15 protein-coding genes, 1 pseudogene and 1 riboswitch are annotated in these 16,613 nt (G+C 54.0%); of the genes and pseudogenes, 9 read left to right on the forward strand and 7 right to left on the reverse strand.

The features are described from left to right. Positions 1-5: 5 nt before the first annotated feature. From OZ656_RS04720 to OZ656_RS04730, 3 genes and pseudogenes are all read right to left on the reverse strand, one after another. Entirely contained in the window at positions 6-1,772 is a 1,767-nt protein-coding gene (locus OZ656_RS04720; RefSeq protein ID WP_278350324.1) for an EAL domain-containing protein, read from the reverse strand. 416 nt (positions 1,773-2,188) lie between these two features. Then, positions 2,189-2,893, reverse strand: a complete 705-nt coding sequence (locus OZ656_RS04725) for a methyl-accepting chemotaxis protein (protein ID WP_278350325.1) — start codon at positions 2,891-2,893, stop codon at positions 2,189-2,191. Between the two features lie 27 nt (positions 2,894-2,920). Then, positions 2,921-3,115, reverse strand: a pseudogene (locus tag OZ656_RS04730) (IS1380 family transposase); the annotation flags it as partial. A gap of 119 nt (positions 3,116-3,234) precedes the next feature. Here OZ656_RS04730 and OZ656_RS04735 point away from each other — a divergent pair. The 5 genes from OZ656_RS04735 to OZ656_RS04755 all read left to right on the forward strand — a co-directional run bounded on the left by OZ656_RS04735 (position 3,235) and on the right by OZ656_RS04755 (position 9,280). Beyond that, positions 3,235-3,849, forward strand: coding sequence for a tyrosine-type recombinase/integrase (locus OZ656_RS04735; protein WP_379945022.1), 615 nt, complete (start codon positions 3,235-3,237; stop codon positions 3,847-3,849). Positions 3,850-4,343: 494 nt separating this feature from the next. Continuing rightward, positions 4,344-5,660 carry an IS1380 family transposase gene (locus OZ656_RS04740; protein WP_379945023.1) on the forward strand — a complete coding sequence of 439 codons (1,317 nt, stop codon included), beginning with the start codon at positions 4,344-4,346 and terminating at the stop codon, positions 5,658-5,660. Positions 5,661-5,951: 291 nt separating this feature from the next. Next, positions 5,952-6,917, forward strand: a complete 966-nt coding sequence (gene dmeF, locus OZ656_RS04745; RefSeq protein WP_022989549.1) for a CDF family Co(II)/Ni(II) efflux transporter DmeF — start codon at positions 5,952-5,954, stop codon at positions 6,915-6,917. Between the two features lie 51 nt (positions 6,918-6,968). Further along, positions 6,969-7,137, forward strand: a riboswitch (yybP-ykoY riboswitch). An 8-nt stretch (positions 7,138-7,145) separates the two neighbouring features. Beyond that, complete coding sequence (locus OZ656_RS04750) at positions 7,146-7,703, forward strand: manganese efflux pump MntP family protein (protein WP_023010643.1); 558 nt, start codon at positions 7,146-7,148, stop codon at positions 7,701-7,703. 887 nt (positions 7,704-8,590) lie between these two features. Further along, the gene (locus OZ656_RS04755) at positions 8,591-9,280 is read left to right on the forward strand and encodes a VIT family protein (protein WP_022989546.1); all 690 of its coding nucleotides are present in this window, start codon (positions 8,591-8,593) and stop codon (positions 9,278-9,280) included. 281 nt (positions 9,281-9,561) lie between these two features. Here the strand turns inward: OZ656_RS04755 and OZ656_RS04760 are convergent, their stop codons facing one another. Beyond that, positions 9,562-10,872, reverse strand: a complete 1,311-nt coding sequence (locus OZ656_RS04760; RefSeq protein ID WP_153740621.1) for an MFS transporter — start codon at positions 10,870-10,872, stop codon at positions 9,562-9,564. Positions 10,873-11,022: 150 nt separating this feature from the next. On the opposite strand from OZ656_RS04760, the gene dmeF (OZ656_RS04765) reads away from it, so the two are divergent. Further along, on the forward strand, positions 11,023-11,952 hold the full coding sequence (gene dmeF / locus OZ656_RS04765) for a CDF family Co(II)/Ni(II) efflux transporter DmeF (protein ID WP_278351169.1): 930 nt from the start codon (positions 11,023-11,025) through the stop codon (positions 11,950-11,952). A 31-nt stretch (positions 11,953-11,983) separates the two neighbouring features. Here the strand turns inward: dmeF (OZ656_RS04765) and OZ656_RS04770 are convergent, their stop codons facing one another. Beyond that, positions 11,984-12,262: a metal-sensing transcriptional repressor gene (locus OZ656_RS04770; RefSeq protein ID WP_153740610.1), complete on the reverse strand. Its 279-nt coding sequence runs from the start codon at positions 12,260-12,262 to the stop codon at positions 11,984-11,986. An 80-nt stretch (positions 12,263-12,342) separates the two neighbouring features. Here OZ656_RS04770 and OZ656_RS04775 point away from each other — a divergent pair, with 80 nt between their 5' ends. From OZ656_RS04775 to OZ656_RS04785, 3 genes are read left to right on the forward strand one after another with little or no spacing between them, the layout of a single operon-like run. After that, a complete protein-coding gene (locus tag OZ656_RS04775; RefSeq protein ID WP_222534604.1) occupies positions 12,343-12,726 on the forward strand; it encodes a hypothetical protein in 384 nt (127 codons plus the stop codon). Between the two features lie 48 nt (positions 12,727-12,774). Continuing rightward, the gene (locus tag OZ656_RS04780) at positions 12,775-13,509 is read left to right on the forward strand and encodes a HupE/UreJ family protein (RefSeq protein ID WP_379945024.1); all 735 of its coding nucleotides are present in this window, start codon (positions 12,775-12,777) and stop codon (positions 13,507-13,509) included. A gap of 15 nt (positions 13,510-13,524) precedes the next feature. Continuing rightward, positions 13,525-14,220 (forward strand): hypothetical protein, encoded by a 696-nt coding sequence (locus OZ656_RS04785; protein WP_278351172.1) that lies wholly within the window; start codon positions 13,525-13,527, stop codon positions 14,218-14,220. Between the two features lie 290 nt (positions 14,221-14,510). Here the strand turns inward: OZ656_RS04785 and fghA are convergent, their stop codons facing one another. Continuing rightward, positions 14,511-15,362 (reverse strand): S-formylglutathione hydrolase, encoded by an 852-nt coding sequence (gene fghA, locus OZ656_RS04790; protein WP_278350027.1) that lies wholly within the window; start codon positions 15,360-15,362, stop codon positions 14,511-14,513. Positions 15,363-15,413: 51 nt separating this feature from the next. Further along, complete coding sequence (locus OZ656_RS04795) at positions 15,414-16,532, reverse strand: S-(hydroxymethyl)glutathione dehydrogenase/class III alcohol dehydrogenase (RefSeq protein ID WP_278350028.1); 1,119 nt, start codon at positions 16,530-16,532, stop codon at positions 15,414-15,416. Positions 16,533-16,613 lie beyond the last annotated feature (81 nt).

The raw sequence follows: 16,613 nt of genomic DNA on the forward strand, positions 1-16,613 counted from the left end.
TGGTTTCACTCCTTAATTTCGGTCGTTGTCAAAGCATCAGTCGCTTTGAATTTTTTTACGAATCCAGTTTCTCGCCAATCACAAACCCACTCAATGAAGCTGGCAGCCGGCATCGGGCGCGCAATGTAATAGCCCTGTCCCCAATCACAGCCAAGCTCCATGAGACTTTGCGCATGCTGATAAGTTTCTATGCCTTCCGCGATGAGGTCACACTCAAACGCCTGTCCAAATCCGATGACGCCCTTAAGAATTGCAAGGTCTCCAGGTTTGGTCAGCATGTCCTTTACAAAACTACGATCAATTTTAAGAGTGTCGACCGATAAGTCCCGCAGATGACCGAGCGTTGAATAGCCTGTGCCAAAGTCGTCCAGTGACACTCTTATGCCCATCATTCTGCAGCTAGAAAGTACAAGGGATACTTTTTCAACGTCTTCGATTGTGCTCGTCTCCAGTACCTCCAGTTCAAACCGATGCTTCGGAATATCTGGAAATGCCGAGAGTACGCGGGTCAACTTCTTGAGGAAGTCTGGGTCCTGCAGGTGATAACCGGAAATGTTGACACTGATATGGATGTCCAAATCCTCTGAAAGCCAGGCCTGAAGCTGCTCAAGGGCGTTGACTATTACCCATTGCTCAAGATCGAGCCCGACATTCGTTTCCGTGATAATCGGCAAGAACGTCGCGGGTCCTTTTAATCCCTCGACCGGATGATTCCAGCGAATCAACGCCTCTGCCCCGAGAACTTTTCCGCTGCGCATATCCACTTTTGGCTGATAATAAAGCTGAAACTCGTTGGCAGCCATGGCCGCTTTGATTGCATGAAGTTCCGTGTGCTTTTCTCTTTGATACTTTTCGTTATCGACGTTGAACAGGCTCATTTGATTCCGGCCAGCCAACTTGGATTGATACATGGCTTGATCCGCCTGCCTAATCAGCTGATCCGGGGTTATGTTTTCGGTTTGCGGGTAAAGCGTTACGCCAACGCTGGCCGACACATGTAATGTCAAAGCGTCAAGTTCAAGTGGCTCACTGATTTTCCGGATCAAACGATTAACCGATTCTTCCGCCATGGCTGCGTTGAAGTGGCCATGAAGCAAAACGACAAACTCATCACCACCAAGCCGTGCAATCAGGTCGTCACTTCGAAGGTTGCTAGCCATGCGCTTGGCAATAAGCTTCAGAACCTTATCTCCCATGTAGTGCCCGTATTGGTCGTTCACCTCTTTGAAGCCGTCAAGATCAATAAATGCCAAAGCGAAAGCCAGTTCGCCCTCCGCAAAAAGTGAGATTTTTTGGGTCAAATGGCGCGTAAGAGCGGAACGATTTGGCAAACCGGTCAGTTGGTCGGTGTCAGACAGGGTGTGAAGCAACGCAACTTTTTGTTGGAGTAGCTTCCTGGCCTCGGTGAGCTCCTCAAACAACTGCTCGGAACGAGCAGCATGCCCAACGCTCCAGAAGATTCGACCGTTGCCGTTTTCTTGCAGCTTGGCGCTAACCACTGCCGGCACAGTGTCGCCATCTGAGTTGATCAAGGTCAGCCGAATTTCTTCACAGCAGCCTTCTCGCACCAGCATTGGCATAAGATAGCTGTCGTACATGATCTGTGAGGCCCGACTTAGAAGTGAAAAGAAATCCTTCCCGACAAGCTCATTGACCGAATAGCCATACTTTCTAGCAAAGTAACTATTGCTATAAATGACTTGCCGGGAAGCATTGGACACCAGGCTGCCAACGGGGAAGTGGTCGAGAGTAATTGAATCAGTGATGCCCATGCCGCTCTAACAGGTTCAGATAAAACGTAGGAAGCGAATATGCCTCCGTTCAATACATGTTTAGCGTGGCCCACATTGACAGAAATTTCGATAAGCGAAAGGTAATGATCTGTAACCCTGACCCCGTATTAGGTCCACCCAGAGTTGGAAAAATCCGGCCAAAACCTGAACCCCAACAAAGAGACCGGAAATAACCGTTTCCAGCAAATCGGAAACCAGGCTATCGTCTTCAATTACAAGTACCTTCACAACCAATCCTCTGCGCAGACGAAGCCGGTGCGCTTCAACGGTAATTTATGCTACGCGCAGAAAGTGCTCCACAGGCATTTTGTAGCTAATTGTTAATATTCCCAATACACATCCGTGACCTCTGATCGCCGAGGAGACACCATTCATAACCCTGCTTTTCCTCGTGATTATGACTTGAATCTGACTACCAGCTCGTGAAGCTCGCGCGCGATATCTTCAACGCTCTCCATACTGCGGGCCGAAGCCGCTCCCTTACCATGATTCTGGTCGGCCAGTGATGAGATATGCTCAACCTGCTGATTAATTTGATCTGACACCTGACTTTGCTCCTCAACGGCAGCGGCCATCTGCATCGCCATGTCGGCAATGGTGCCAACGGAATCAGCAATCTCAGTCAATACAGTCTCAGCGGAATGCATTTCTCCCAGGCCTGCCTCAGCTGCCTCTGTTCCCTCCTGCGCCATTGCCAGGGAGCGCTGAGAACCCTCCAAGAGGTCAGACAAAATATTGTGTATTTCCCTCGTCGATTCGGTCGTTCGCTTGGCTAAACGACGAACCTCATCCGCAACAACGGAAAAACCGCGTCCGTGCTCGCCGGCCCTGGCGGCCTCAATCGCCGCATTCAAAGCAAGCAAATTCGTCTGCTCGGCGATCTGTTCAATCATTTCCGCCGCTTGCGTAATGTTCTCGGTTCTGACCGCCAAATCCTTAACCGATGTCTGAACTTCATCGACCGTTATTTTCAGACGCTCAATCGCACGAGCCGTCTTGCCAACCACCTCGCGCCCTTGAATTGCCGAACGCGACGCGCTCTGAGCTTGATCGGATGTGCTCTGAACATTGGAAGACACCTCTGATATGGTTACAGACATCTCATGAACCGCTGCCGCAACCTGCTACATCGTCGCGAGGGCCATGACCAGGTTGTTGGTGTCGAATTTACCGGACGGCAGTAGTCCTAGGTCGGTTTTGAAATCAATGTGGAGCTGCTCACTGGTGGCGTGATCGTTGTAAAGCGCCATGATGTGTTGCTCGTCGACCACCTCAGCTGGCAGTGAAGTCTTCCAACCTTCGAGGCCGACTTCGAATTCGAGAACAAAGGCGCAGGCGTTGCGCCCAAATTTGAATGCCCGATTTGCGACCAGGCTGGCCAGCAGGGAACAATTTTCTGAACCATACTTAAAGGCCCTTACCCTCCAAAGAGGGCCACGTCATGACATTTTCTACCAGCAAAGTTCCCTGGAACAAAGGGAAGCTCATCGGCCAGAAGCTACCGCTTAAACTCGAACAAATATGGGCTATCCGTATTCGGTTAGAGATAGCGAAGAACATCCGCGAGCTGGCGATGTTCAACATGGCAATTGACTGCAAACTCCGATCCTGCGATCTGGTAAAGCTATTGGTTCGGGATATTGCCAGAAACGGTGAGGTTCTGGACCGGGCGCAAGTCATCCAGCAGAAGACCAGTCAGCCTGTTCAGTTTGAGATAACCAAAAAGACGCGCGAATCGGTCGAAGCATGGATCGAGTTGCGAGGACTCGCAGGTATGGATTATTTGTGGCCGAGCCGGGTGCGAAAGTCGGACCATATCACGACTCACCAATACGCCCGTCTTGTCAAAAAATGGATTACCAGCATTGGACTTGATCCTTCAGTCTACGCAACCCATTCAATGAGACGGAGCAAAGCGACATTGATCTACAAGAAGACGAAGAATCTTCGAGCCGTCCAGTTGCTGTTGGGACACACGAATATGTCGAGCACCGTGCGGTACCTTGGTGTCGAGGTCGAGGATGCTCTGGAGATAGCTGAGAGTATTGAGATCTAAAGGCGTAACTTGGCTTCTTGGTCCCTGGATGGCGCATCCGCTGCCAGCTCCAGTCGATGATTACCCTCGGGTTTAGATCAGGTTCCTCCAGTCGCTAAAACAAAAGCGAACATTCGTACTGCGTCTTTAGATAATTGCTATGTTGCTGGGGAGGTTGGAATTGCTCAGTGTGTTTGTGATGTTTTCGCCGCGTTTTTGGCGCAGTTGGATTGGTGGGATGGCCGGTCTTGCTAACAAATTATGCATGGCCAGCAAGGCGTCGAGTGGCAAAAAAAGTCCGCTTTCCAATATGATTTGATTTCACAGTCGTTTGGTGGGATCACCCGGGCGGTGCCCATTATTTTGTTACCATAGCGTCCGTTTGATATCCCTTTAGGTATAGCCTGAATCCGTGACTTCAACGAGCTGAACTCACGCCCAAAGCCTGCAATAACAAGGCTTAGAGCGATATAATAGCATCTGACACCCATTCACCCAGTTAGTGCTTTCGGCTCATGCGTACCTTCACTCTCCAGCAATCCCGAACCGAAGTCTATACACCCAATGGCGGGCTGGCCCTGGTCGGTCATTGCCTGAACCGGCATACCTCACTCACCAAAACCGCCCGCACCGTCGTCAAGCGGCACGGTATTCCGAACATTGAACTGATCCGGACCTATCTTGGCCTGATCACGCTGGGCAAGAGTGACTTCGAGGCGGTCGAGCCGGTTCGAACGGACCCATTTTTCAAGTCTGCGCTGGGCATCAAGCAATCGCCATCGTCGGCCCGGTTGCGCCAGCGATTTGATGAAGACGCTCAAGGCCTGACACCCCTGCTGGACGATGCCAGCGTCGAGTTTCTTCAGTCCGTCGAAGCTCCGGTGTCACCTCTGGCGATGGGCCACGTTGCGCTGGATATGGATGTCTTTCCCATGGACAACAGCCAGACCCATAAGGAGGGTGTCAGCTACACCTACAAGGGCTACGACGGTTATGCACCGCTGGCCGCCTACCTGGGGCAGGAAGGCTGGTGCCTGGGTTGCGAGCTGCGCCCTGGCAGCCAGCACGCCAACAAGGGATTTCTCGATACCCTCAAACGGGTGTTACCCCGGGCTCGATCACTGACGGATAAGCCCATTTTGTTGCGCCTGGACAGCGCACACGATGCCCGTGCTAATCGCGATTTCCTGCGCGAGCAGGACCAGATCGACTTCCTGATCAAGTGGAACCCTCGTAAAGAGGATCCGCTCGTCTGGGCAGACAAGGCCCAGGCCCGGAAAGCCTGGTCACTGGAGCGCGATGGCAAGATGGAAGCGGTTCTGTCGGAAGCGATTCCGGACGAGCCCGGTCTGCGTCGCATCGTGAAGGTCACCGTTCGTACCAGCGATGCCGAAGGCCAGCTGTATCTCGAACCGGAAGTCAGCCTCGAAGGCTGGGTGACCTCGTTGCCAGCCGAGGTGGCCGATGAGCAAGAAGTCATGGCACTGTATCGCGACCACGCCACCAGTGAGCAGTTCCACAGTGAATTCAAAACCGACCTGGACCTGGAGCGGCTGCCGTCCGGCAAATTCGACACCAACAACCTGGTCATGGCCTTCGCCACCATGGGTTACAACGTGCTGCGCTGGATGGGCCTGAGACTGACCGGCCCGGATGCACCGGTTCGCCATCCGGCCAAGCGTCGCCGCCTGAGAACCGTGATGCAGGAAATCATGACCATGGCCTGCCGCCTGGTGCACAGTGGCCGGCAGTGGATCCTGCGATTTGGCCGACACTGCCCAGGCTTTGCGGTTTACCGCGATCTTTATCGGGGCCTTGCTTCCGCCGGATAGGCCAACTCAACCACTGGCAAAAAACAATCCTCCCGGAATCCTCTGCCGGGACAGCCCGCTATTGCCTAAACACTGCATGCTGGTTATTTATCAACCAATCTCGAACCATCGGTTGCTCCCGCTCTTTGCTTCCTGACCTCAAAGTCAGAATCTCACCCAGTTATCGCCTCTTGTTGGCGCAGAGGTGGGCTTGACGGGTATATTGGCGAGCGAAGTCACTGATTCAGGTATAGATCAAAAGACTGCCTCGGCTTTCCCGACCGCCATTCCACGCTCGCCAGGAACACTGCCATGCACCACGAACGACTTGACCATTGGCAACACGACCACATTTTTGGTCAGGACAAAAGACGCTCCGGTGAGGCCCGCACACTTGTTGTCGTAGGCCTCACGCTTGCGATGATGGTGTGGGAAATTCTGGCCGGCATAATTTATGGCTCAATGGCATTGTTGGCAGACGGGCTTCACATGGGGTCGCACGCAGTAGCGCTTGGTATTGCTGCATTCGCCTATGCCTACGCCAGGAAGAATGCAGGCAGCGCACGGTTCTCTTTTGGTACGGGTAAAGTTAATGCGCTTGGTGGTTTTACCGGCGCGATTCTACTGGCAGCCTTCGCCCTCTACATGGTCATCGAGAGCGTGGGACGGTTTATACAGCCAGTCCCCATTTCCTTTGACGGTGCGATTTTTGTTTCCATCATCGGCCTGGTGGTCAACGGCGTATCGGCCTGGATATTGGGGGGTGCAGAGCATGACCATGGACACAGTCACGGCCATGATCACGGGCATCACCACGACCATTCTCACCATGATCATAACCGCCGTGCCGCCTACTTTCATGTGCTTGCGGATGCTCTGACATCGGTTCTGGCCATTGTGGCACTGTTAGCCGGAAAATATGCTGGTTGGAATTGGATGGACCCTATGATGGGTATCATCGGTGCCATTCTGGTCACCCGTTGGTCCTGGCATCTGTTGAAAGACACTTCGAAAGTGCTCCTTGACGAACAGCATCAAGACCTGGAAAAAACTGTCAAACAGGCCGTCGAAAATAACGATGCAAAAGTCGGTGACCTGCACGTCTGGTCGATTGGTCCCAACATTCATGCTGCTATTGTTTCGGTGGTTTCGCACCAGCCCGAATCGCCTTCGGTCTACAAGGATCGCATTCAGGCCCAGTGTCGATCCCTGGTGCATGTAACGGTCGAATTACACCAATGCACCGAACACCACGCTTTCGCACCGGAAACTTGCTGAGCCTGCAATGAAGGCAGGGCAGTTTGCGATCCCTATGGATGATTGCTATATTCGCGCTTCGTTGGGGAGTAGCCTGCTTCCGAAGTTCGGAAGAGTTCGTATCAACATAATTGGCCATATGCCATGGTACGAACACCTCTCGGTTGGCGAGACCATCGATATATCCATGCCCAAGGTCGGGCGTGTGGATATATCGTGGACTCGAAATGCCCGACCGGAGCCAGTTAGATGAACCCGATTACCCTTCTTTTACTTGCCTTTGCCATGTCCACAGATGCCTTTGCCGCTGCAATTGGCAGAGGTGCGACGCTAAAAAGCCCTCGTCTTCCAGAAGCCTTTAAGATAGGTCTCATCTTCGGTTCAATAGAAGCCATTACACCATTGGTAGGATGGCTGATCGGAAAGTCAGCATCTGGTTATGTGGAAGCGTGGGATCACTGGATCGCGTTTGCGCTACTGATGATTCTCGGTCTTCATATGATTTATGAGGGTATGAAACCCGAGGAAGACGGCGTAGAAAAGCCGGCGGAAAAGTCCTTGCTCCGGACCTGCATTACCGCTTTCAGTACCAGTATTGACGCCATGGCGGTGGGCGTGAGCCTGGCATTTATCAACGTCAATATCTGGATTGCTGCGGCTTTAATCGGACTGGCAACAACCCTGATGGTGACTATTGGCATAATGCTGGGCCGCGCTATCGGAGCTGTGATGGGGCACCGAGCAGAAATATTCGGCGGTCTTACGCTGGTTGCGGTGGGCGCCTGGATATTATACGGCCACCTGTAAGTTTCGTTTCTGAGGCTCAGAGTCACTTAGGCCCGGCATTCAAACCGGCGAGCATCGGTGATTTCAGGTATTAAACTGTTGCCTTGACTTCATCGATGGCCTGCCGACCTGGCTGTAGAGGCCAGACAGAATCGTCGAGGAAATGTCCGGATGCGATTGATGCGTATGGGTGATTGCCATGTTAACTCCCACGGTTGACTACAATGATATTTGAAATATCCAGCAATCTTGAAATCAGTCCTGAAGTTGTCTCTGAGCTGTTTACGATGGAAGGGGTCAATAGGGAGCTAAGTCCTCTCATCCGCAGACGGCCCCCTCCGAGTGGTCAAACAAGGCAATCTCCGATTGGCCTACTGGTAGGGTGCTGTTTTCAAGCTGGATACTCCTGTTTGGTATCGTGCCTATCGATCGACACAAGTTCTTTTTCGCTAGCATCGATCGACAAGTGGGATTCGCGGAAGAATCCAGCTCGTTTTGCAATAGGTTGTGGCGCCATCATCGGAACATAGATCGATACGGGACGGCATGCAGGCTAACCGACACTGTCGAATTTCAATGCAGGTTGCCCATGTTCACCTTGTTACTGACACCGGTTTACCGGTTCATTTTCAAGCATCGCCATCAGGTTCTCAGGTCTGCTTATGGTCGATCTTTCGATGCACCGCGTGCTGATTAGCACGCACACTATTCCAGACCGCGTCATTCTTGAATTCCGCGGGATAACGTTGGTTGCTCATGGCACTCTCTGCTATGCTCTAATCATAGGCTAGAAGTTTCTAGTGGACCCGGGTAAGTCCACCCTTTACATTGCGCCTTCGGCTCCATTTCATGGGCGCGCATGCTGCAAACGTTAGTAACTTTCTCTTCCTTTTTAATTGGAACTTGGTATGAGGCATGCTGAAAGGCACAGGACAGAACGGATTGGCTGGCTCCGTGCTGCGGTTCTGGGCGCAAATGATGGAATTGTATCTACCGCTAGTCTGGTTCTTGGGGTTGCGGCGGCAGGGGCGGACTCGAAGGCTGTCTTGGTTGCTGGTGTTGCCGGTCTTGTTGCAGGCGCTATGTCGATGGCAGCGGGTGAGTATGTGTCAGTCAGCTCTCAATCTGATACGGAGCGGGCGGATCTTGCCAGAGAGAGTGGAGAGCTCGTTAGGGAGCCCGAACAAGAACAAGCGGAATTGGCTGAGATCTACGTAAGGCGAGGGTTGGATCCAGAGCTTGCAAGCACAGTAGCAATTCAGCTCATGAAGCATGATGCGCTTGGGGCTCACGCACGCGATGAACTTGGTATTTCAGAGGTATCGACGGCTCGCCCGATTCAGGCCGCGTTTGCGTCGGCAGGTACATTCTCGGTTGGCGCGGCACTTCCCCTGCTCATCGTTTTGTTGTTGCCGAGTCACATACTTATGTGGGCTGTTCCAAGCAGCTCTCTCTTGTTCCTTGCGTTGCTGGGCTCACTAGCAGCAAGAACGGGGGGCGCTCCCGTTCTTGTGGCTGCTTCTCGGGTAACTTTTTGGGGCGCCCTGGCAATGGCCCTGACTGCGGGGATCGGTGCCCTTTTTGGGGTGGCCATTTGATTTGCCTACAGTGCTTTGTATCGCCTAAGAAGGCGCTGCTGCCGGACATATTTTCCACTGCGCTCCAAATTTGCCGTAGAGCGCGGCGTTATTCCAAAACCTGAATGTTCGCTTTGCGACCAATGCACACGCGGAGTTTAAGCTAAACAAAAGCGAACGTTCGCAGCATCCCAAATTTCTGGATTTAATTCCCCCGAGTTGCCTAAGAAACGCCCCTGCATTCCCCCCCCCCATTCCAGAGGTGGCGGCCATTGAAGTTTTCTAAGCGGTGACTGCAAAACTCAATCTGGCCATTTGGGATGCAAGCTATCAATGACGTAGTTGTGACTGTGGACACTGGAGTTGAAATCACTTGCGATATGAGGGTGGTCACTTGGAAGATCGTCGTGGTGGTGCGAACGTTCTGACGGATCAACAGATGGCCATAACTTCACGGCAAGGATCAGCCCGCCGAGAGCAAACCCCAGAAGTATCAATAGAGTGATGGTCATTCCCGCAGAAGAGCCCAGCCAACCAGCTAATGGATACGCGATCAGCCATCCGGCATGCGATAAAGAGAACTGGGCAGCGAACAGAGCTGGCCTATCTTCAGCATGCGACGACCGCGTAAGGACCCTGCCTATGGGCGTTTGAACGGTGGAAAAACCAACGCCTAGCCATGCCCATACGGGTAACAGCCATTCCAGAGAGCCTACCGGCAGCGCTAGAACCAACCCGGCAACCAGAATCCCACCTCCTGTGAGCATGACTTGCCGGTCCTGCCAGCGTTTCAATAAAGCTGGCAACGCCAATGCCGCCAACATGGAACCGCCACCAAACGCGGCAAAAGCCATAGCCGTATGCTGGTCGGTAAGGCCGAATTGTCCCTGCACCAGGACAACCGTATTCACGATCACCATGGCTCCCGCAAGACTGACAACTAGGTTCAGTGACATCACCCCGCGCAGGCGAGGAGTTGCCATGAAAATTCTGAATCCGGCCCGTGCGCGATCATAAACGCCGCGACGTTTTTCTGATTTGGCCCCGGAGGGCAAAGCAACGGACACCACCAGCAAGGCTGATGCGATAAAACCGATTACCGTGCCCGAGAACAATGCCTGCCAGCTGGTGGCAAGCAGAATCAACGCCGCGAGCGCAGGGCTGATGAGGTTTTCCAGATCGTAAGCCAATCGGGAAAGCGACAGCGCCTTGGTGTAATCGTCTTCATTTGGAAGAGTCTCCGGAATCGTAGACTGGAAGGTTGGTGTAAAGGCCGCCGAGGCGGACTGAAGGACCGCGATTAGCACGTACACTTCCCACACTTCGGTGACGAAAGGCAAAGCCAGCGCCGTCGCCGCTCGAATCACATCCAGAGAGACCAGCAGAGCACGACGGGGTATGTTCTCCGCCAGAGCTGATGCCAGGGGGGCTAGCAAGACATAAGCGACCATCTTGATAGCCATGGCGGTGCCGAGCACCTGTCCCGCCTCGTCTCCGGCCAGATCGAATGCCAGCAGACTCAAGGCCACCGTAGCCAGCCCCGTACCCAGCAATGCAACGACCTGGGCCAGAAACAAATGGCGATAGGTTCGGTGCTTCAGAATCTCAAGCATGGCTTCACCAGTGACAGCATAAGAAGCAGAAAGGTTGTGGTAGAAATCTGACTCCAGTAGCATTCCATGCTATCCCCCCAGGGGGGATAGGTCAAAAGTGAGATTTTGCCTACAGGTCTACCAACCATCAGTCTTGCCGGGAACACTGTTATGCACCATGAACGACTCGACCATTGGCAACATAATCACGTGTTTGGTCAGGATCAGAAGCGCTCTGGCGAAACCCGAACACTCATCGTGGTGGGCCTGACGCTTGCAATGATGGTCTGGGAAATCCTGGCCGGGATCGTTTATGGCTCGATGGCGTTGCTGGCCGATGGCCTGCACATGGGATCGCACGCGGTGGCCCTGGGTATTGCCGCCTTCGCCTATGCATACGCCAGGAAAAACGCAGGCAACGCCCGATTCTCTTTCGGGACGGGCAAGGTCAATGCGCTGGGCGGCTTTACCGGAGCCATTCTGCTGGCTGTCTTTGCGCTCTACATGGTCATCGAGAGTGTTGGGCGTTTTATCCAGCCCGTCCCCATTTCCTTCGACGGGGCCATTTTTGTGGCTATTATTGGCCTGGTGGTCAACGGGGTGTCAGCTTGGATACTGGGGGATGCAGGCCATGACCATGGTCACAGTCACGGGCATGATCACGGTCACCACCATCATCACCATGACCACAACCGCCGGGCCGCCTACCTGCATGTGCTCGCGGATGCGCTGACGTCAGTCCTTGCCATTGTTGCCCTTCTGGCGGGTAAATATGCCGGGTGGAACTGGCTGGACCCGATGATGGGGATTATCGGTGCGATTCTGGTAACCCGTTGGTCCTGGCATCTGCTGAAAGACACCTCGAAGGTCCTCCTCGACGAGCAACATCAGGACATGGAGGAAGCTGTCAAACAGGCCGTCGAAGACGACGATGCCAAAGTCAGTGATCTGCATGTGTGGGCGATAGGCCCAAACATTCATGCGGCTATTGTCTCAGTGGTCTCGCATCAGCCCGAGTCGCCTGCAGTCTATAAGGAGCGCATTCAGGCACACTGCCAGTCCCTGGTTCACGTGACGGTGGAGCCTCTCCGGTGTGATTAATGGGAAGATCGCAGGTTGAAAAGCAATCAGGTCAGAGATACCGGGCAATTGCCTTGAATTCATCGACACGCCGCTGCTGGTCTGGCTCCAGCGGCCCGATAGCATCGTCGAGGCAATGCTCAATGTGGTCCTGTACTAGCACGCGTTTGGCCTGTTGAATGGCCTTTTCCACGGCGTGAAGTTGCTGGGCCAGTTCCAGGCAGGGTTTTCCCTGATCAATCATGCCAATCACGCTTTCCAGATGGCCGTTAGCCCGCTTAAGACGTTTGATAATGTTCGGGTGAGATTGATGCGTGTGATCATTTACCATGTTTAATTCCTATCCCCCATGGGGGGATGGTATCCTCTGTTTTCGTTGAAATCCAACCACAGACTCGACGCATTAGATTGATGATTTCGGCCATTCACCAGAGAAAACTGCTTCCGACGCTCGTCATGCTCTTTGCATTGGCGGGCCTGTCACTGTCGGTGATTGGCGAGTCATTCTCTCACGGTGTGGCCGAGATAGCGGGCGACTGGGAGTTCCAGGCGGATGGCCACGCTGGCAATCATGGTGGACACGGACACAGTCACGATTTCGACAAAGAACCAGAGTCACCTTCACTGCACCACGATGCTGGCAATCACACCCACGAGACCGTGGACCAGCTCAGGATTCCATTCGTTTCCCAAAGCCCGACCGTTTTCCGGCAGGCCATTCCATTTGCCGGAGGTTCCCCCCGCAGTTTGCGCTATCGGCTCGAACGCCCCCCGAAAGGCTCCCTTCCTATTTGATTCCTGCCGCTTGAGCGGCCTCAGAAAACAAATTCGATTGGAGTCTTTATGTTGTCAAGCTTGCTTGGCGGTTGCCGTAGCGTGTCCTTATCGGGCAGCGGCAGTCGTCTGTTTTGGATATTTCTGACCCTGGGCTTGCTGGGAATGAGTACGGATGTGCTCGCGCACGCAGTCGCTCAGGGCGACAAGGGGTACATCCAGGAAATTACCGGGATAAACCTTATTTCGTTCATCTATCTGGGGGCCAAACACATGGTCACCGGATATGACCACCTGCTGTTCCTGCTGGGTGTCATTTTCTTCCTCTACCAGATGAAGCACATCGCGATCTACGTGAGCCTGTTTGCCTTGGGGCATTCCACCACGATGCTGCTGGGGGTTTACTTCAACGTGGGCATCAATAGTTACATCATTGATGCGATTATCGGTCTGTCCATCGTCTACAAGGCACTGGACAACATCGGTGCCTATCAGCGGTGGTTTGGTTTCCAGCCCAACACCAAAGCCGCCACGTTGATTTTCGGGTTCTTCCATGGCTTTGGTCTGTCCACCAAGATCATCGAATACGACATCTCACAGGACGGCCTGATTCCGAACCTCCTCGCCTTCAATGTGGGCGTGGAAATCGGACAATTGATCGCCCTGGCCATGATCCTGATTGTCATCAGCTTCTGGCGAAAAACCGACGGATTTTTCCGCCATGCCTACACCGCCAACGTGGCCATGATGAGTGCAGGTTTTCTGCTCTTTGGCTACCAGCTCACCGGTTACTTCGTCGCCTGATTCTGGAGATTTTTTATGTACAACACCGATATTCCCAACCGTGAAGAACTGCCCAGCACTGCCAAGCTGATTCGATCCACCATCATGGCCGCAATTGTGGCGCTGGTTCTGCTGGTAACCGTGGTCATGCCCGCCGAGTATGCCCTGGACCCAACCGGCGCAGGTCGCCTTTTGGGCCTGACTGAAATGGGCGAAATCAAGGAGCAGCTCGCCGAAGAGGCTGCTGCTGACGAGGCTGCTCAGATGGTTGCTGTTCAATCCTCAACTGAGCGAGAGGCCCCGGAAGTCAAAGAGCCTGTCGTGGCTGAAGCCGTTGAGGAGCCAGCTCCCTCACCTGAAGCAGAGGTTGCACCTGCCGAGCCAGAACCTGCGCCTGCACCAGAAGTTGTGGAACCGCAGTGGCAGGATGAAGTGCGCGTGGTTCTCACACCGGGAGAAGGCACAGAGTTCAAACTTACTATGGAGGAAGGCGCTACAGCCCGATTCTCCTGGGTATCAGAGGGTGGCCCGATCAACTTCGATACCCATGGTGATGGAAGTGGTCAGTCAATTTCCTACGAAAAAGGCCGGGGCGTGCCTGAAGACGAGGGCGAGTTGGAAGCAGCCTTTACCGGCAATCACGGCTGGTTCTTCAGAAATCGGAACGACAACGACATCACTCTGGTACTGCGTACTGGAGGAGACTACGGTCAGTTGAAGAAAATGTTGTGATTAACCATTAGATAAACGTAGCAACATCCAGCCCCGCGTGCTCACGGGGCTGGATGTCTTTTCAGCAGCTAAATGGTGCTTGGGGACTCATCCGCAGGGTTAACTTCCAAGCTTGTACCGAGCGCCGTGGGAGGCTAGGAATGTGGTCGCAATAAGGTGCGTCTGAATGTTCGCTTTGCGACCAGTCCGCACCCCCGGCAAGACTCAACAAAAGCGAACACAGCCCCCCGATGTGATATGAGCCAATTTCCCCAGTGCTGTGAAAAACCTACGTCCAGTCTGTCTCGATATCAATGCTTCGAGCCGCACCCCAGATGCCTGCCATGAAATCGCAGATGCTGCTCGATAAAGCTCGAGATAAAGAAGTAGCTGTGGTCGTAGCCCTCCCGGAAATTGAGCTCCAGCGGGTAATTGTTGATGCTGGCTGCGGCCTCAAGCGCCTCTGGCCGAAGCTGCTCAGTCAGGAAGTTATCCGCGTCTCCCTGGTCGACCAGTGCCGGTACGAACTGTGTTGCATCCCGCATCAGCAGGCTGGCGTCGTATTCGGCCCAACGCGAGCTGTCTTTGCCCAGGTAGGCAGTAAAGGCTTTTTTGCCCCATGGGCAGTTTACCGGGTTGCTGATCGGGCTGAAGGCCGACACGGACTGGTAGCGCTCCGGGTTGCGCAGAGCCAGAACCAGGGCGCCATGACCACCCATTGAATGGCCCGCAATGGAGCGTTGATTCGTTACCGGGAAAACAGATTCGATCAGTGCAGGCAGCTCATTCAGAACATAGTCGTACATGCGGTAGTGGGGATGCCATGGGCTTTCGGTCGCGTTTACATAGAAGCCCGCCCCCTGGCCAAGATCGTAGCTTTCATCGTCGGCAACGTGATCGCCCCGGGGGCTGGTATCCGGTGCCACGATGGCCATGCCCAGTTCCGAGGCCACACGATGGGCGCCGGCTTTCTGCATGAAGTTTTCGTCTGTGCAGGTTAGGCCGGAAAGCCAGTAAAGCACCGGCACTTTCTGTCCATTGGCAACCTGCGGTGGCAGGTAGACCGCAAAGCGCATGGTGCAGCCAAGGCTTTCGGACGGATGGCTGTACTGTTTGTGCCAGCCACCAAAACTTTTGTTACTGCTCAGGTTTTCAAGGGTCATTGGACACTCCGTTGCAGGGCGGCCCGCCGAAGTGGCGGGCCGCCCTCACCATCACTTGTCGAAATGGATAACGCTGCGAATGCTCTTGCCTTCGTGCATTAACTCAAAGGCTTCGTTGATGTCATCGAGGCCCATGGTGTGGGTGATGAAATCATTCAGCTTGAATTCACCCTGCAGGTAACGCTCGACAATACCAGGCAGCTCGGAACGACCTTTGACCCCACCGAAGGCGGATCCTCTCCAGACGCGACCGGTAACGAGCTGGAACGGGCGGGTGGAAATTTCCTGGCCTGCCCCGGCAACGCCAATAATGACCGACTCGCCCCATCCCTTGTGGCAACATTCCAGTGCGGACCGCATGACATCCACGTTGCCGATGCATTCGAAGGAATAGTCCACGCCACCGTCAGTCAGTTCAACGATCACTTCCTGAATCGGCTTGTCATAGTCTTTGGGATTGATGCAGTCGGTTGCGCCAAGCTGTCGTGCCAGGTCGAATTTGCTGTCATTGATATCGATGGCAATGATTCGGCTCGCCTTGGCCATGGTCGCGCCAATAATTGCGGAGAGGCCGATGCCGCCGAGACCGAAAATGGCCACCGTAGCGCCTTCTTCCACCTTGGCGGTATTCATGACCGCGCCCATGCCGGTGGTTACGCCGCAGCCGAGCAGGCACACCTCTTCCAGCGGGGCTTCCTTGTTGACCTTCGCCAGCGAAATCTCCGGCAGAACGGTGTACTCGGAGAAGGTCGAGCAACCCATGTAGTGATAGATTGGCTGTCCGTCCTTGTAGAAGCGGCTGGTGCCGTCGGGCATCAGCCCCTTGCCCTGGGTTTCGCGGATTTTCCCGCACAGGTTGGTTTTGCCGGACAGGCAGAATTTGCACTCGCCACATTCGGGGGTATACAGGGGAATAACGTGATCGCCGACGGCAACACTGGTAACGCCTTCACCAATCGCCTCTACAATGCCGCCGCCTTCATGGCCAAGGATGGCTGGAAAGTTGCCCTCGGGATCCTCACCCGAGAGGGTAAACGCATCGGTGTGGCATACACCGGTTGCGATCACTTTTACCCGTACTTCCCCTGCTTTCGGGGGCATCACGTCCACCTCTTCAACCGACAGTGGCTGACCCGGGCCCCAGGCAATTGCTGCTTTTGATTTGATCATCTCAGCCATAACGTTCTCCATTGGTCATTCAGGAAGGGCGGGACGCCCAAACGAAGGCCATATTGTATTTATGGCTCTCTG

The sequence above is a fragment of the Marinobacter sp. LM1 genome, from assembly GCF_042763285.1.
Taxonomy (GTDB): domain Bacteria; phylum Pseudomonadota; class Gammaproteobacteria; order Pseudomonadales; family Oleiphilaceae; genus Marinobacter; species Marinobacter nauticus.

What these genes read in the sequence shown, in the direction of transcription:
- dmeF (WP_022989549.1), top strand. Translation starts at nt 5,952, where the DNA reads ATGCACCACGAACGACTTGACCATTGGCAACACGACCACATTTTTGGT.
- OZ656_RS04735 (WP_379945022.1), top strand. Translation starts at nt 3,235, where the DNA reads ATGACATTTTCTACCAGCAAAGTTCCCTGGAACAAAGGGAAGCTCATC.
- OZ656_RS04760 (WP_153740621.1), bottom strand. Translation starts at nt 10,872, where the DNA reads ATGCTTGAGATTCTGAAGCACCGAACCTATCGCCATTTGTTTCTGGCC.
- OZ656_RS04720 (WP_278350324.1), bottom strand. Translation starts at nt 1,772, where the DNA reads ATGGGCATCACTGATTCAATTACTCTCGACCACTTCCCCGTTGGCAGC.
- OZ656_RS04795 (WP_278350028.1), bottom strand. Translation starts at nt 16,532, where the DNA reads ATGATCAAATCAAAAGCAGCAATTGCCTGGGGCCCGGGTCAGCCACTG.
- dmeF (WP_278351169.1), top strand. Translation starts at nt 11,023, where the DNA reads ATGCACCATGAACGACTCGACCATTGGCAACATAATCACGTGTTTGGT.
- OZ656_RS04780 (WP_379945024.1), top strand. Translation starts at nt 12,775, where the DNA reads ATGTTGTCAAGCTTGCTTGGCGGTTGCCGTAGCGTGTCCTTATCGGGC.
- OZ656_RS04755 (WP_022989546.1), top strand. Translation starts at nt 8,591, where the DNA reads ATGAGGCATGCTGAAAGGCACAGGACAGAACGGATTGGCTGGCTCCGT.
- OZ656_RS04750 (WP_023010643.1), top strand. Translation starts at nt 7,146, where the DNA reads ATGAACCCGATTACCCTTCTTTTACTTGCCTTTGCCATGTCCACAGAT.
- OZ656_RS04725 (WP_278350325.1), bottom strand. Translation starts at nt 2,893, where the DNA reads ATGTCTGTAACCATATCAGAGGTGTCTTCCAATGTTCAGAGCACATCC.
- OZ656_RS04785 (WP_278351172.1), top strand. Translation starts at nt 13,525, where the DNA reads ATGTACAACACCGATATTCCCAACCGTGAAGAACTGCCCAGCACTGCC.
- fghA (WP_278350027.1), bottom strand. Translation starts at nt 15,362, where the DNA reads ATGACCCTTGAAAACCTGAGCAGTAACAAAAGTTTTGGTGGCTGGCAC.
- OZ656_RS04770 (WP_153740610.1), bottom strand. Translation starts at nt 12,262, where the DNA reads ATGGTAAATGATCACACGCATCAATCTCACCCGAACATTATCAAACGT.
- OZ656_RS04740 (WP_379945023.1), top strand. Translation starts at nt 4,344, where the DNA reads ATGCGTACCTTCACTCTCCAGCAATCCCGAACCGAAGTCTATACACCC.
- OZ656_RS04775 (WP_222534604.1), top strand. Translation starts at nt 12,343, where the DNA reads ATGATTTCGGCCATTCACCAGAGAAAACTGCTTCCGACGCTCGTCATG.